Raw genomic sequence first — 15225 nt, 5'->3', positions numbered from 1 at the left:
AATGCCCTCTGGTAGGGGATTTGAGGCGCCAGGTTAAATTTTTTGGGTGACACTTGTTTTTTTGAGTAAGGCTTATAACTTTGCGAATCACTGATTATAAGCCGGTTATCCGTGCGAAATGTGAAAAAAGCGATCTAAAATTTTAATTACTTACAAACAAACAGTTTAATTTTTAACACTAAAATTCAATCAACATGGCTGAGACTAAAACAACTGTGACTGCAGCTGCTGCCAAAACGACTTCTCACCAAGCCAAAAAATCGTCTAATTTATTTGCGATTCTGGCTGTACCCATCTCTATTGCCATTGCTTACATCTTTTACATTTTCGTATTAGGTAATCCCGCCAACTTCCAGGGAGGCAATCCTGACAATCACCCTGTAGAAGCTGGTATTGGCAAATGGTTTGGTACCGTACACAAAGGTGGCGCCATCGTTCCCATTCTGATCTCTACCCTGTTGATCTGCGTGACTTTCGTAATCGAGCGTTTCCTGTATCTGGCAAAAGCCAAAGGCAAGTTCAGCGGTTCCGAACTGGTTCGTAAAGTTCAGTATCACCTGGCTAACAAGAATGTAGACGCAGCGCTGGCTGAGTGCGACAAACAGAAAGGTTCCGTAGGTAACGTACTGAAGGCCGGTCTGAAAAAGTACAAGGAAATGATCAACAACACTGAGCTGGACACAGATCAGAAGATCCTGACCATCAAGAACGAAATCGAAGAAACTACTGCTCTGGAACTGCCTATGATGGAAAAGAACCTGGTGTTCCTGTCCACTATCGCTTCCGTAGCTACCCTCCTCGGTCTGTTCGGAACAGTACTCGGGATGATCAAGGCGTTCTCTGCAATGTCTTCCAGCGGTGCTCCCGACTCTTCCGCACTGGCACTTGGTATCTCTGAGGCCCTGATCAACACGGCTCTGGGTATCGGTACTTCCGCTATCGCGATCATCATGTACAACTACTTCACTACCAATATCGACAGCATCACTTACGCTATCGACGAATCTGGCTTTACTTTGACACAGTCTTTCGCCGCTAACCACAAATAATTCGTAAATTATTGTGGAATTCCGTGCGAATTGAATCTAATTAAGTGAACCAAACAAAAGGAGTGTAAGATGCCAAAGGTAAAAATGCCAAGGAAAAGTACCCTCATCGACATGACTGCGATGTGTGACGTGGCTTTCCTGCTGCTGACCTTCTTCATGCTCGCCACCAAGTTTAAACCGGACGAACCGGTTGCGGTGGTGACTCCCTCCTCCATCAATACCGCTCTGTTGCCGGACGCCGATGTGATCCTGCTGACAGTGGATAAAGACGGAAGAGTGTTCTTTAGCATGGATGGTCAGCCCAAAAGAAAACAACTCATTGAAGATCTGAATACTAACTTCAAGCTTGGCTTGGATGCGAAGGATATCAAGAACTTCATGATTGGTTCCAGCGTAGGTACTGATTTCAAGAACCTGAAACAGGTATTGAATCTGACTCCGGACCAGCGTAAGAACGGTAATGTTGAAAAGGGTATCCCTATGGATTCCACTAACAACGAACTGGCTATCTGGATCGAGTATGCCCGTGCCGCGCAAGGGAACAACAACAAGCTGAAATACTGCATCAAGGCCGACAACGAAACGCCGTATCCCGTGATCAAGCGGGTACTGGACACCTTCAAGGAAAAGAAAATCCAGAAACTGAATCTGGTGACCAACCTGGAGTCCAAACCGGCCGGATCTGCTGCTGCCCTTTATGAAGAACAGCAACAGGATAAGCACTAGCTGACTTAGCCTGACAGTAAACAACATTCAATCATCAAAAAATATTGCTACCATGGCTGAAATGGATACCAGTAGTTCTGGCGGTGGTAAGAAGAAACATGGGGTCACGAAGTCTAAAAAGCTTTCAACCCGTGTGGACATGACTCCGATGGTGGATTTAGGGTTTCTCCTGATCACCTTCTTCATGCTCACCACCACCATGTCGAAGCCCAAGACCATGGACCTGATCATGCCCAAGGATACAGAGAAGGAAGAAGAGCAGAATAAGGTGAAAGAAAGCACCGCTCTTACCATCCTGTTGGGCAAAAAGAACCAGGTTTATTACTACGCAGGTTTAGCACAGGATCCGAACGCTTCCAGCAACCCGGACTTCTTTAAAGCTACCAGCTTCGCAAACACCGGCGGCATCCGCGATATCATCATCCAGAAAAGAGATGAAGTAGCCCGCCTCCGGAACCACAAAGGTGAACCTGAAGATGTGGTTGTCATCATCAAAGCTGACGATGGCGCTACATATCAGAACTTTGTAGATTTATTGGATGAAATGGCCATCAATCGTATCCAGCGTTATGCTACGGTGGATATCAGCGACCAGGACAAGCAATGGATCAAAGCTACTGAAACGTCTAACAACATTCAGTAGTATGGAAAACAAACATTTTTTGCATCCATCAATAAACGTGTAACAATGGATTCAGCTAAAATTCTCAAGTCCGACTTTCTTGACATCCTGTTTGAAGACAGGAACAAGAACTACGGTGCTTACGAGCTTCGCAAGAAGTACGACAAGCGCGTTCGGAACTCTGTCCTGGGAACGGCTGCGCTGGCGTTACTGATTGTCGGCAGTTATTTCATTTATTTGAATCTGAAAGCTGACAATTCAGACAAAAACACCAAGCCCGTAATCGAGGATATCAAACTGGAGGATGTGAAGTTGCCGGATGATCCGAAAACTCCCCCTCCGCCTCCTCCGCCACCCGCTCCACCCCCGCCGGTGAAGCCGTCAGTTCAGTTCACCCCTCCGGTGATCAAGAAAGACGAAGAGGTGAAAGCCGAGGAAGAACTGGTGAAACTTGACGAAATCAAAGACAAGGCCGTTTCTACCAAAACCGTAGAAGGCGACCCCAATGGTATCGACCCGGGTTTGATCAACGACTCTAAAGGTACAGGTGTAGTTGACGCACCTCCGCCCCCTCCGAAAGAAGAGATCTTCACTTTCGTGGAGCAACCTCCAACCTTCCCCGGTGGTGACGATGCACTCAACAAATTCCTCAGCAACAACATCCGTTATCCTCACCTGGCCACCGAAAACGGCATCCAGGGTACCGTGTTCGTATCATTCGTGGTAGACTCGGAAGGTAACATCAAGGATGTGAAAACTGTCGGCCAGGCCAAAGGCGGCGGTCTCGAAGAAGAGGCTATCCGCGTGGTGAAGAAAATGCCGAAATGGAAACCCGGTAAGCAGAACGGACGCCAGGTATCTGTGCAGTTCAACCTGCCCATCCGCTTCACACTCCAGGAGTAGTATTTAGTCTCAAGCTAGTAGTACATACGAATCCCCCCGGCTCAACCGGGGGGATTTTTTATTTACCCCAATTCCCGCACCCGCCAGTCAGACGGAATTTCTTTAATTTCGGGCCATGATAGGAAAACTTGGAGGACATAACGATACCATTGTAGCCATTGCAACCGCCCCCGGCGTTGGTGCCATTGCCGTTATTAGGCTCAGCGGCATACAGGCCGTTGCCATTACCGACCGGCTATTCCCCTCAAAGCAGCTTGCAGAACAGCCTACGCATACCCTTCACTTCGGCGGCCTCCATTTCCAGGGCCGGCTGATCGATGAAGTAGTGGTATCCCTCTACCGCGCTCCGCGCTCCTACACAGGCGAAGAAGTAGTGGAAATTTCCTGCCATGGTTCTCCCTTCATCCAGCAACAGATCGTGGAAGCATGCATCGCCGAAGGGGCACGCCTCGCCAAACCGGGAGAATTTACCCAAAGAGCCTTCCTCAATGGCAAACTCGACCTCACCCAGGCAGAATCCGTTGCCGACCTTATCGCCAGTAACACCGCCGCCTCTCACCAAACCGCCCTGCAGCAAATGCGTGGGGGCTTTTCAAAAGAACTATTCGCCCTTCGCGAACAACTCATAAAATTCTCCGCCCTCATAGAACTGGAACTCGACTTCAGTCAGGAAGACGTAGAGTTCGCCGACCGCACCGCCTTTTATGAACTGGTGAATGCATCCCTCTCCGAAGTATCGCGCCTGATCACCTCCTTCAAAGTAGGTAACGTAATCAAGAACGGGGTCAATACTGCTATCATCGGTAAACCCAACGCCGGTAAATCTACCCTCCTCAATACGCTCCTCAACGAGAACCGCGCAATCGTTAGCGACATCGCCGGTACCACGCGCGACACTATCGAGGAAATCCTCAACATAGGGGGCATTCTCTTCCGCCTAATTGACACCGCGGGTATCCGTGAGAGTAATGATGCCATTGAAAGCATCGGCGTTCAGAAATCGCTAGAAAAGATGCGCGAAGCAGGTATCGTAGTTTACCTGTTCGATGTATCGGAACTTTCTGTAGATGATCTCCTCGAACAAATCAGGATCTTCGATCACGAAGGCATCTCTTACCTGTTAGTAGGCAATAAAACCGATGTGCTCGGTGCGGAAGAAGCACGTGCTAAATTCAGCTTCATCCCCGGCATCATATTCATCTCCGCCCGCGATCACTCCCAGATCACTGAACTCAAAGATCAGCTGGTACACAAAGTAATGGGAGGTGCCATCAACACCGAAAACACGATCATCACAAACGTGCGCCATTACGCGGCGCTGCAGGAAGTGCAGTCGTCACTGTTAGATGTGAAAGCCGGTATGGATAACAATCTGCCGGGCGACCTGCTCGCTCTTGATGTGAGGAGATCGCTTTTTTTCCTGGCGGATATAGCTGGTGAGGTGACGAATGAGGACAGGTTGGATTATATTTTTTCGAAGTTTTGTATCGGGAAATAACCCCTTTCTTCTATTTACATTAGATTGCCTATCCTTTCCACTGTTATTTTTTGTTGGCTTCCTAAGTGCTAGTTTAGGACTAAGATAACGTGGTACAAAATTGACACTAGAAAACGAGATATAAATATAAGCAGTCTATGACTGCAACAGGCGCTCGGTGACAGTTTTGAACCTGCGGAATTCCCCCGTGAAAACAAAGCACACGCTTACAAGCGTAAATAAAGTCTTCTTTTCGTTGAGAAGCTACAGCCATCACAAACGTCAGTTGACTACATCCCAGAATGGAAACAAACACTTCAACCGTCTTAACCTCTCCGGTTGCCGGATCGACCAGTTGCAATTTTTTGCCCGTAAAATTGAATAACATTTGTCTCCTGCCTAGTGAGGAATTCGCGCGGAGGGCTTTACCAAGCCAATATGTTTATTAAGTAACTCTAAAAAATTGGCGTGTTTATAGCCATCCGGGCACTGGCAGAGATATTCTTCATATACTTTTCCTTTGGTCATACCAGCGCTTGCGCAACTGCTGGCAGAGCTCAGGAAGCAGGCCTTGAAGTCGCTCATTACGCTGTGGGTTGGGTAATACAGTGGGCTTTTCTACGCACACAATAACCGACAGCTGAGCATCACTTAACTTTTGGGCCTCACTTATAAGCAATCCGCTGCGAACAAAGATTAACTGGTACTTTTTCACTGTGTTACGCGCAACTCCTGTCACCTTTGCGATTAACTTACTGCCATGGCCCTCGCCATATAAACGTAAAACTTCTATGGTCTTAAACATGCAAATCAGTTTATTGGATTCTGGTTATAGGTTCAGACATATAACTGACGATTTTTAATCGGACAACCAATTGTTTTTTATGCTTCTACTAGAGGAGTAATTTGAAGTGGGATCAGGGATTAATTTGGAGCAGGATAAATGGGCACTTTACAATGACCGGAGGGGGCAATTTTAAGTGGGGATTCCACTCTTGCTACGGCAGCGGCGCAAAACCGCCCCTGAAAACCCCCACATTTAAGCAACCGGATTGTTTGGCACCCAGACACCGTATATATGGATAACACTCTACAGGATTACGAAAGAATTGTGCTGCTCACCTCTGAGCGGAGCGAGTTCTCTATACTATAAACATGGAACTCCACCGGATGAAACGAGCAAAACCATTGAATACGAAGCTTTCCCTTTACTTACCGAAAGCAATCAACTGCCCGCGTGAAAAAAAACACGGCAGCGGATTACAATGAGCTGAGCATACAGAGCCGTCCTTTCATTTTGGTGTCCCAATCCAGGCTCTCTTTAGTTAACGGTGAGGCCCACTAGTAGTGTGCGCTGTAATGCTTTATTCCCAAAAAGACGAGAAGTGAGTTCATCTCTTCACATATCTTCATAATCTAAAAATGCTAATAGGTTTAGTAAGGCTGTACTATAACTATATAAATTATAATAAATCAATTTATTATGTGTTATGAAAAAATATATTTTAATTTTGACGATAAATTAATCGTTAGCGTTTTGGCGATAAAGGAATTGTCACTACCTTTGTGAGGTAATTTTATGATGATGAGAAGGGACTATGATATATTATTGAAAAATAATTCGGGAGCCAAATCAAAACATGGTTTGGTACAGGGTTTTGTAGTTCGACACAAAGAATACAACCAACTAATTGAGGAAGCAAAGCGTTCCTCGATCACAGGTATACCATTTAACTTTCTCATAATAGGTCCTAAAGGGGCAGGTAAAACCACGTTATTACATCGTTTGAAGTATGGTTTTGAAGATGAAGGGCTAACAAACTCGCTTCTGCCAGTTATATTCAAAGAGGAGCAATATAATATCGTTGACTCACTCACCCTATGGCTGCGTGTGATCGAATACTGCGACGATTTTTTTGGTTGGCATTCAGTAAACGCAGAAGCTGACGCACTTCGTCGCAGGGAAAAAGTGAACGCAGACAGCATCCTTTCCCTCATTAAAAATGAATTGATAAACAACCAGCACCGTTTGATCATCTTCATTGAGAACATTAATGATTTGTTTAAGAAGCTCGGGGCCGACGGCCAACAGCAAATAGGTGGCCTGGCTCAAGAAGGCTTGATCAACTTTTTGGGGTCCAGCACTTCTTATACAGACGGTAACATCGATTTTACCGATCAAAAGTATCACTACTTTCAAAAACTGGAACTGGGTGGGCTAAACAAGGACGAGTGTGAAACATTGTTAGTGCGCATTGGCAGAGAATTTGGCAAAGAACAGGAAATGGAAAAAATAATCAGAAACCATCCTGGTCGCGTAGAAGCTCTCCGCCGTCTTACAGGAGGGATACCCCGTATCATCGTTTATTTATTTCAAATCTTTTTAGATAACGCTACCGGGAAAGCAATGCGTGATCTTTATCAGTTGGTAGATCATTTAACTGACTTGTACAAAGGAGAGCTAAACAGACTATCAACACAACAATTGCAAGTAGTAGATGTACTAGCAAAAAATTGGGATGCCATAGCCGTAAAAGACATTGCTTCGGAAACAATGTTGGAAAGTAAAAACATCTCCTCCGTATTAGGTGCTCTTGAGAAAATTTCCGTTGTAGAGCGGGTCAAAATGGAAGGCAAAAATAACTTATACCGGATTAAAGACCGGTTCCTTAATATTTGGTATTTGATGCGCCATGGCCGACGGACGGAAAAGGAAAATGTTAAATGGTTAGTCAGATTCTTTGATTTGTGGTGCGATGAAGAAGAGCTACTCGTAAGAGTACAAGAGCATTTGGCAGCACTTAAAGACGGCAGCATGGATACTGATACTGCAATTGACATGGGCAACACCTATCTGTCTTGCAAAAAACTACCATCAGCTGTCAAGTATTCGTTGTATGAAGAATCTCAGAAGCTTTTGCCAGAACGTGTGGCCAAAACGCTGCGCATTTCCAAATTTGATTTATATGAGGCCATTGAAACGCTGATTAAACAAAATAAAGGTGATGAGGCTATAAAAAAACTGGAAATATTTGATAAAAAAGATGCTACTTATTTCGGTTTTGAAGGATATGTTCACATAAAATTGGGCAAGCCTGAACAAGCGGCTGAATCTTTCGAAAAAGTGCTGGCACTAAAGCCCTCTGACGGCCAGGCAGCTATAACACTGGCACTCATTTATTGCGATTTTTTACATGACACCACCAAAGCTGAAGGATATTTTCTTGCAGCACTCAAAGCTAAGCACTATTATGCAGCTGTCCGACTTGGAGACATCGCATATTATGTTCATAGTGACAGTCGTCAGGCAGAAAAATACCACAAGCTGGCTATTCGCAAAAAGTTCAAAGAATCTTATGCACTACTGTGGAGAATCTACAACAATGAAGATGACTACGAGAAGGCGCTGGAACTTAGTCTTGAAGAAGTAGAGAGGGGGATTGCAGGCGCATTTGTCAGATTGGGAAGAACCTATCTCAATCTTCAAATGGAGACAGAAGCGCAAAGGGCACTTGAAATGGCTGTCGAGCGGGGCGAAAAAGGTTCATTCTTGCATCTCGCTTCGCTGCATGTCAATAAACAGGCACCGGATCTGGATATCGCCGAAAGCTTGTTTAGAAAGGCGGTGGATAATAAAGATAGCGACAGTTATTTCAACCTAGGTAAATTCTTTATCCATGCCAAAAACGACAAGGCTGCTGCTGAACAGATTTGGAAGGAGGGTACTAGTGCAGGCGAGGCCATGTCAGCGCATCGAATTGGGCATTACTATGATGAGGCTGGGGATTATGAAAAAGCGGATTGGTATTTCCTGGAAGCACTTCGATTGGGTCATCAAGGATCGATCTTCTGCATGACATCGGCTGTCTACCGTCGTCGCCGCTCCGATAAGAAAGCAATTGCACTACAACTTCTACAAGATCATCAAGAGGTGGTTAATGACGCTTTACCGCAGGGCAGTATTCTGTACGCGAATATTTTGTTGTGGAACAACCTTCCGAAGCAAGCGCTCGAACGATTTAGGCTTGCCTATCCAAAAATTAAAGAAATACTCGATGAGGATGATTCGGATGAGCGAGAAGAAGAGCTTGCTGTAGTTGCACAGGAGTTGGCTGAATTCCTTATCCATTTGATGGCGCGCCGCATGCACAACGAATGCGTCGTCCTTTTTGAAGATAACAACGATGGCATTGATCTAAAGGCAATTGTCAAGCCGGTTTACTTTACTCTAATGACGGAATTGAAAGATAAATTCCCCAACGAGTATCTGAAAGCCGGTGCCGAACTACAAGACACCATTGTGGAAATACAACAAAAGATTACGGATTTAAAACAAGCACTGAACTATAACTAAAAAAATGGAGACCTTGACATGGGTCTCCATCAACCGAAAATTTTATTCTGCTTGGGGAAGCGAAAACGATGGGCTGTTCTCCCATTTGAAATTAAGGTTGTTCTGGTCAAACTTACAAATAAAATCTGATTGACCAACCATGTTCGGCAAATTCTAGCTCCGACAGACAATCGCTGGACAAACCAAATCAACAGCAATGCCAAGGTAACACTTCCATTACTTCCTACTACAGCAATCTATCCTTTGCCATTTTCTATGGTTTCTGCCTTAGATTCAGGATGCTTTTGCTTACACTCAAGTGTTAAACGTGTGTTTAAATAGATTTTTGCGGCAATCCGGTTGTCGCAGTGGGGATTTTTTCACAAAACGTATATCAGAAATGATAATAAATAAAGAACAAGAAAGACAAATTTCCGCCGTATTAAACGGCTTAGGTGAGGGATTGGATATTTCACCAACTGAGTATGAAAGAGCAGTTGAGAGCTATGAGGCAGTTGGTGGTTGGCTGGCAGCCGAGGGCTCACCCTTGACTATTCTCCGACCTGAAATTCAGCCTCAAGGCTCCTTCCTTTTGGGTACTATGATTAAGCCGGTGAACGAAACGGATGATCTGGATATCGATCTGGTATGCCGGCTTTCCGGAGTAATGGATGGATGGACGCAAGCAAACCTCAAAGCTGCAATAGGTAACCGCTTACGCGATCATAAGCTTTATGCAAAATTACTTCGACCTGAAGGAAGAAGAAATTGGACGCTTAAATATGTAGAGGGCCGTGGTTTCCACTTGGATATTCTTCCTTCCGTTGTAGGGCAGGGATTTTTTCAGCTTTTGGAAAAAAGTATGGACGACGGGGACATGGCTAATGCTCAGGCGATGGCCATCCGGATCACCGATACTCTTCATCCATACTACAAAACAAGCAGCGATATCCTCAATTGGCCATCAAGCAACATGTTCGGGTTTGCTGCCTGGTTTAAGTATCGCTCGCAAATTACTACCCTTCGTAAGTCATTGGTGCTTTATGAAGCTATTCAGCCGGTTCCAAAGCAACAGCACAAAAAGCTTCCCCTACAGCGCGTTGTTCAAATCCTGAAACGACACCGTGACATAATGTTTAAAAAGGCGGATAATAAACCCATTTCTATTATTATCACTACGCTGGCTGCCTGGGCTTATAATGGAGAGGATGATGTACTGTCGGCTCTTAAGAACGTTGTAGCTCAAATGGAGCGATATATAGAAAAAAAATACGATGTGGTGAACCAGCACTACTACTACTGGATTGGCAATCCGGTAAACCCAATGGAAAACTTTGCAGACAAATGGCCCACCTGCCATGAAAAAGAAGAAAATTTCTGGAAGTGGATGCGTCAGGTAAAGAAAGATATTGCGCTCATTGCAGAACAGGATACCATCTTCGGACTTAAAGAGGCAATAGAAAAGCCGTTTGGAGAGAGTCTAGTAAAGTCTGTATTCGCTAATATGGGCAACGAAACTAGGACTCTTCGCGAAAATGGTGGTCTGTATATGGCTGCAGGTACTGGTATTCTGGGTACATCTGGCAGAACCTCTGTCCCAGATCATAAATTCCACGGAAGTAATGAGCTATAGAATTAGTTTAATGCACCAAGCTGGCGCACTGCGTTCCTATTTTCCGGGCAGCACGGTGACGCGAAGCGGTGAGCAAGGATTGGCATGGGAGGGGTGGGTTCAGCCAACCTCTCTCAGTCCCCTTTATAAACTCCGCTTGACCTACAGTCGAAAGACAGGGGTTGGTGTCTTTGTGATTTCTCCGAAGCTAAAACTAGCGAAAGGAAAGACAAAACTTCCACATGTTTACAGTACGCCGAATCAGAAGCTCTGCCTATACTATCCGGTAGAACGGGAATGGGATCCGAGTATGTTTTTCGTAAAAACCATCCTACCATGGGCCACGGATTGGTTGTATTACTACGAACATTGGCTACTTACTGATGGCGAATGGCTCGGTGGAGGCATTGAACACGACGATCCTGAACAGGAAGGCACTAATGAAGGTGATCACTTAACTTAACAGGAAATGAGCAATAAGAATACATTTAGAATTTTGAGCATTGATGGCGGAGGAATACGAGGTGTGTTTCCAGCCAAATATTTAATGGAGTTAGAAGCAGTGCTTCCTACATACTTCCCTGACAAGCCGCATCTATACCAGCACTTTGATTTAATAACCGGGACCTCGACTGGAGGTATCATTGCGCTCAGTGTTGCGTTGGGTATTCCTGCAGCACAGATTCACAAACTCTACCGTGAGAACGCATCAACTATATTCAGCAGACCATGGTGGCCTCTTCGGCAGATTTTTCAAGCCAAATACAAACGGACAAATCTGGAAAAATTAGTGCGTCAGACTTATCAGGCCAATTTTAATGGCCAGGACCCGAGGTTGGCCGACGTAAAAACGAATGTTTGCATTCCCATTTACGACTTAATGGAAGGCCGTCCGTCTATACTCAAAAATCAATACCATCCAATTTTTGTAAGGGATTACCACATCCCTGCTTACATTGCAGCAATGGCAACAGGTGCAGCACCGACATTCTTTAACCCCTACAGCGCGACATACGCCGATCTTAATGGAAATGAACAGTCATTCAATCATAAGATTGACGGTGGGGTATTCTCAAATAATCCAACCGTGATCGCAATCGAGGAGGCGCAAAAGGCATTCGGTCGTTCGCTAAGCGATCTGAAGATACTAAGCATTGGAACAGGTCATCATAAATTTGCTGATGGTTGTTCAAGGTCATGCTGGGGCTTGGGTTACTGGCTTCGGAAAAAACGTATCATAGATGTTTTTATGCAAGGGCAGTCGCAACAGGTAGAAAATCTAATAAGCCTAAAACACCAAGGAATTGGTAAACTGGAAGGTGAAAATTTTGATTATATACGTGTAAATACCGCGTTGGATAAAACTTGTCTGGTAGCCTTGGATGAGACTAACTTGATTAAACTCGACAAACTAAGCGAAAAGGCACTACAGGTTTTCCAGCATAACAATCACCACGTGATCAAGGAAATTTTAGAGTGATCCGGCGCATTTAGGATATTGGGGCTAATTAGCCAGACTACTCCTCTCACCAGCATATGTAAATTTTATTTATTATTTACATATGCTGGTTGTTTATCGTTTCTCATCTGAGAAGAAAGAGAGCTATCTGTCAATTAAGGTGCGCTAAATAAAGTATGCAAGTGCATGTTTTTTACTGATATCTATGGACTAACAAGATGTCAAAAACTTGCTCGCAATGTGTACCTTTTCGTTACATGTATATAATAATCAATTAAATGTACTTATTGCATCAGGAAATGTAAGTAACCATCTTATTCTTTTTTATCCATCCGAATGATTCTGTATATTTCGGATTTCCCATCATAGTAACCGTAATAGCGGTTAGAACCTAAATTAAATTGAATAGTGGTATGTGTTTTCTTGAGGTTGAGACTCTCCTGAAAATCTTTGATCTGATCAGATATGGGCAGCGTTGTCTTTCCGGGCTTAAACTGGAAATTGGCCGGATCTACCAGTAACCGGAATCGGGTTGTGGTATAATGCTTTGCATTATTAGAGGAATACGCAGGACTGCCGGGGTTATAGTACATCACCGCTCCGGGAGCATCAGGGGCGCCACCGACTTTTGTGCTATTAAAGCCAGATGGGGTAGTTGAGTAACCACTACCTGCGCCTCCTCCGGAAGGAACCGGAATGTATTCAAACGATCCAATGGTTAAGGTGTACAGTCCATCCTTTGTTTCCTGTGTTACCATGAGGCCACCGTCATGCTTATGCAATTCCTTCATGAGGGCTGCAAAGCTGCCTACCTCTTTTTCACTGATACGTTTTCCTTTTCTCGTTTCAGTAACAGCCGGTTCCGTCACCAATGATGAATAGTTAGCTGCATTGATCTGTTTGTTACCCAGCAGTTTCCCGCTTTCAGCATCGAACATCACAATGCGGATATCATCACGGCCAAGTACTACGGAAAACACGTTGTTGTTTGCTACAAATGAATTGATACGGGTTTCTTTACCTATCCACTCCTCGTGGGGGAAAGTTTGCTCCTTCAAATTAAACGTTTCTGTATCGATCGTTAACAGGTGAGGGGGCAGGTCGCCGCCGTTAACTATAAGGCGTATTTTTCCGGGAGATGTGAATAGTTTCGAACCACCGCTGGCCTGAGAGAAGTCTGCTGCATCATCATGGTGTATAACAGTAGTTCTTTTCAGGTAGCCGGAAAGTTTCCTCCTTTTCTTTTCCTGTCCATCCGGTACCCGCACCCGGATTCTTTTAGTGGTTACTTTGCCTTTTTCATTCATCCGACGGATTACCAGCTCGCTGCTTTCATTAAGGGCGGTTATGGCATAAAACCTATTTTCACTGCTGAAGAAACACACATCTTCTTCCTCATTAGGGATCTCAAATGCAGTCCTACGCGTTACTTTCTTTTTTTCAAAATCGACTATCTCCAGTTTAAAAACACGGGTTTTGTTAAACGTAGCCTTGAATCCATTTGTATAGATAAAATTATAGTTATTACCATCAACAGTTCCGCCCACATAGGTATCCCCATGGCCATTGAAAAACTTTTTGTCCGTGTCCGTTTTGAAAGTGTCTAGAATTTTAAACGTATTATCCACCTGCATATAACCGGAGGTCCTGATGTCACGCATAACAAGAGAGAAACGGTCCTGCGTCTTATTCTTTTGAAAATAGATGTCGTAGAAGCCGTGGTTGAGCATCACGGTATAGAATTGTTGGGGAAACTCCATAACCGGTTGTTGGGCAAAGCCGGACAGGCTGGTGAAGCATAGCGCCAGTAGGAACTTATTCATAGCTTATAGGGGATCTTTGAAAACGGAAGATATAACGAATCTTTAAAAGTTGGATGTTACTGAATTTTAAAACTCCTGCACCTGATAAATTTAATAAGTACCAGGTTCTTCCACTCTCCGGTTTGCCCCATAAATGAAAGTATATTGATACATACATATCAGCCAGAATGTTCTTTTGCTTTACGGAGCTTTATTCTGTACACAAATTCGATTGGCAACAATCATAAGTACTGAGCCTTACCCATTTCCCCATTAAAACAGGAACGATCAAAAAAAAAAGTATCTTGGCAATCAATAAACTCGGCCGACCGTCTATATACAGTTAGCAACCAAAATAACAACACTTTCACGGGTATGATAAACGTTTTGAAAATCAAGTATTTGAAGCGGTTTTTTCCGCGCGGTAAGCATGCCTCCGCCTATATCCTTCCACACCGATTTACGGTTGATTGAAGCTTCCAATTCCCGGTTACTTACAAGAAATTGATGATTACTGATGAACGGTGAGCGACCAATTCAATCCCACGAATCACTGAATACCGGCGCCGGACAACAAAACGGTGCTGTAGAGGTATTATTATGGAACCGTATGCGCCTTGGTGAGCAGGAGGCGCTGGTTGGTCTATACGAACAACTTTACTTTTACCTGCTGAACTACGGCATCCGCACATGTGGCGATTCCGAACGTACACGCGATGCTATTAATGATGTTTTCCTCGAATTGTGGGACCGCCGCCTCCAGCTACCGGAAGTCGCCAATATAAGATCGTACCTGCTCACTTACCTGCGCCGGAGGATATTTTCAGACATCCGGGAAGACCGCAAGCGTACCGAGGCAGCTGGCAACCTGTTTCACAGTACAGAAGGATTTGAGCTTTCTTATGAAGAATGTATTGTGGCGATGCAGGCTTCCGATGAAGTAAAGGAAAAGGTGAGGCGTGCCATGGCAACGCTCACTCCGCGGCAGAAAGAACTGGTACAGCTGCGTTTTTTTGACGGGCTGAGCATGGAAGAAGTGGGGAGAAAAGCCGGTATTACCACCAAAACCGCCTACAATACACTGGCTGCGGCATTAAAGAGCCTGTCTGACGGCCTCCTTGTATTATTGTTTTACCTGCTTTTGCGGTAGCTCCCGTTACCCGAAGAGCCGCTATTGCTCCCGGCTCCAAAAAAAATCTGAAAATAGTTCCGTTTTCTTTGGGAATAAATGCCCTTTTCTTA

12 protein-coding genes are annotated in these 15225 nt (G+C 44.7%); 10 read left to right on the top strand and 2 right to left on the bottom strand.

Translation table 11 applies throughout. The features are described from left to right. The first annotated feature begins 194 nt into the window (after positions 1–194). The 5 genes from DEV76_RS01465 to mnmE all read left to right on the top strand — a co-directional run bounded on the left by DEV76_RS01465 (position 195) and on the right by mnmE (position 4798). Positions 195–1049 carry a MotA/TolQ/ExbB proton channel family protein gene (locus DEV76_RS01465; protein WP_109694379.1) on the top strand — a complete coding sequence of 285 codons (855 nt, stop codon included), beginning with the start codon at positions 195–197 and terminating at the stop codon, positions 1047–1049. A gap of 69 nt (positions 1050–1118) precedes the next feature. Continuing rightward, entirely contained in the window at positions 1119–1775 is a 657-nt protein-coding gene (locus DEV76_RS01460) for an ExbD/TolR family protein (protein WP_109694377.1), read from the top strand. A 52-nt stretch (positions 1776–1827) separates the two neighbouring features. Further along, complete coding sequence (locus DEV76_RS01455; protein ID WP_109694375.1) at positions 1828–2418, top strand: ExbD/TolR family protein; 591 nt, start codon at positions 1828–1830, stop codon at positions 2416–2418. Positions 2419–2463: 45 nt separating this feature from the next. After that, the gene (locus DEV76_RS01450; RefSeq protein WP_109694373.1) at positions 2464–3300 is read left to right on the top strand and encodes an energy transducer TonB; all 837 of its coding nucleotides are present in this window, start codon (positions 2464–2466) and stop codon (positions 3298–3300) included. Positions 3301–3415: 115 nt separating this feature from the next. Further along, positions 3416–4798 (top strand): tRNA uridine-5-carboxymethylaminomethyl(34) synthesis GTPase MnmE, encoded by a 1383-nt coding sequence (gene mnmE, locus DEV76_RS01445; protein WP_109694371.1) that lies wholly within the window; start codon positions 3416–3418, stop codon positions 4796–4798. Positions 4799–5282: 484 nt separating this feature from the next. On the opposite strand, the gene DEV76_RS01440 is transcribed toward mnmE, so the two are convergent. After that, positions 5283–5582, bottom strand: coding sequence for a helix-turn-helix domain-containing protein (locus DEV76_RS01440; protein ID WP_109694369.1), 300 nt, complete (start codon positions 5580–5582; stop codon positions 5283–5285). Positions 5583–6356: 774 nt separating this feature from the next. Between DEV76_RS01440 and DEV76_RS01435 the strand changes: the two genes are divergently transcribed. From DEV76_RS01435 to DEV76_RS01420, 4 genes are all read left to right on the top strand, one after another. Beyond that, entirely contained in the window at positions 6357–9131 is a 2775-nt protein-coding gene (locus DEV76_RS01435) for a hypothetical protein (protein ID WP_109694367.1), read from the top strand. A 379-nt stretch (positions 9132–9510) separates the two neighbouring features. Next, entirely contained in the window at positions 9511–10743 is a 1233-nt protein-coding gene (locus DEV76_RS01430) for a nucleotidyltransferase domain-containing protein (RefSeq protein WP_198651905.1), read from the top strand. After that, a complete protein-coding gene (locus tag DEV76_RS01425) occupies positions 10733–11185 on the top strand; it encodes a hypothetical protein (RefSeq protein ID WP_109694365.1) in 453 nt (150 codons plus the stop codon). The genes DEV76_RS01430 and DEV76_RS01425 overlap by 11 nt, the downstream gene beginning before the upstream one ends. Positions 11186–11191: 6 nt before the next feature. Then, complete coding sequence (locus tag DEV76_RS01420) at positions 11192–12202, top strand: CBASS cGAMP-activated phospholipase (RefSeq protein ID WP_109694363.1); 1011 nt, start codon at positions 11192–11194, stop codon at positions 12200–12202. Between the two features lie 293 nt (positions 12203–12495). Here DEV76_RS01420 and DEV76_RS01415 read toward each other — a convergent pair whose 3' ends face one another. Further along, positions 12496–14004, bottom strand: coding sequence for a hypothetical protein (locus DEV76_RS01415; RefSeq protein ID WP_109694361.1), 1509 nt, complete (start codon positions 14002–14004; stop codon positions 12496–12498). Positions 14005–14500: 496 nt separating this feature from the next. Between DEV76_RS01415 and DEV76_RS01410 the strand changes: the two genes are divergently transcribed. Further along, positions 14501–15133: an RNA polymerase sigma factor gene (locus DEV76_RS01410; RefSeq protein WP_109694359.1), complete on the top strand. Its 633-nt coding sequence runs from the start codon at positions 14501–14503 to the stop codon at positions 15131–15133. Positions 15134–15225: the final 92 nt, after the last annotated feature.

The sequence above is a fragment of the Chitinophaga deserti genome (assembly GCF_003149455.1).
In the GTDB taxonomy this organism is placed as follows: Bacteria; Bacteroidota; Bacteroidia; order Chitinophagales; family Chitinophagaceae; genus Chitinophaga; species Chitinophaga deserti.
The sequence above is the reverse complement of the archived record's forward strand: the minus strand, read 5'-3'. Positions and strand labels throughout refer to the sequence as shown.

Excerpts from the sequence above, each read along its gene's own strand:
- DEV76_RS01465 (WP_109694379.1), top strand. The coding sequence starts at position 195 with ATGGCTGAGACTAAAACAACTGTGACTGCAGCTGCTGCCAAAACGACT.
- DEV76_RS01460 (WP_109694377.1), top strand. The coding sequence starts at position 1,119 with ATGCCAAAGGTAAAAATGCCAAGGAAAAGTACCCTCATCGACATGACT.
- DEV76_RS01455 (WP_109694375.1), top strand. The coding sequence starts at position 1,828 with ATGGCTGAAATGGATACCAGTAGTTCTGGCGGTGGTAAGAAGAAACAT.
- DEV76_RS01450 (WP_109694373.1), top strand. The coding sequence starts at position 2,464 with ATGGATTCAGCTAAAATTCTCAAGTCCGACTTTCTTGACATCCTGTTT.
- mnmE (WP_109694371.1), top strand. The coding sequence starts at position 3,416 with ATGATAGGAAAACTTGGAGGACATAACGATACCATTGTAGCCATTGCA.
- DEV76_RS01440 (WP_109694369.1), bottom strand. The coding sequence starts at position 5,582 with ATGTTTAAGACCATAGAAGTTTTACGTTTATATGGCGAGGGCCATGGC.
- DEV76_RS01435 (WP_109694367.1), top strand. The coding sequence starts at position 6,357 with ATGATGATGAGAAGGGACTATGATATATTATTGAAAAATAATTCGGGA.
- DEV76_RS01430 (WP_198651905.1), top strand. The coding sequence starts at position 9,511 with ATGATAATAAATAAAGAACAAGAAAGACAAATTTCCGCCGTATTAAAC.
- DEV76_RS01425 (WP_109694365.1), top strand. The coding sequence starts at position 10,733 with ATGAGCTATAGAATTAGTTTAATGCACCAAGCTGGCGCACTGCGTTCC.
- DEV76_RS01420 (WP_109694363.1), top strand. The coding sequence starts at position 11,192 with ATGAGCAATAAGAATACATTTAGAATTTTGAGCATTGATGGCGGAGGA.
- DEV76_RS01415 (WP_109694361.1), bottom strand. The coding sequence starts at position 14,004 with ATGAATAAGTTCCTACTGGCGCTATGCTTCACCAGCCTGTCCGGCTTT.
- DEV76_RS01410 (WP_109694359.1), top strand. The coding sequence starts at position 14,501 with ATGAACGGTGAGCGACCAATTCAATCCCACGAATCACTGAATACCGGC.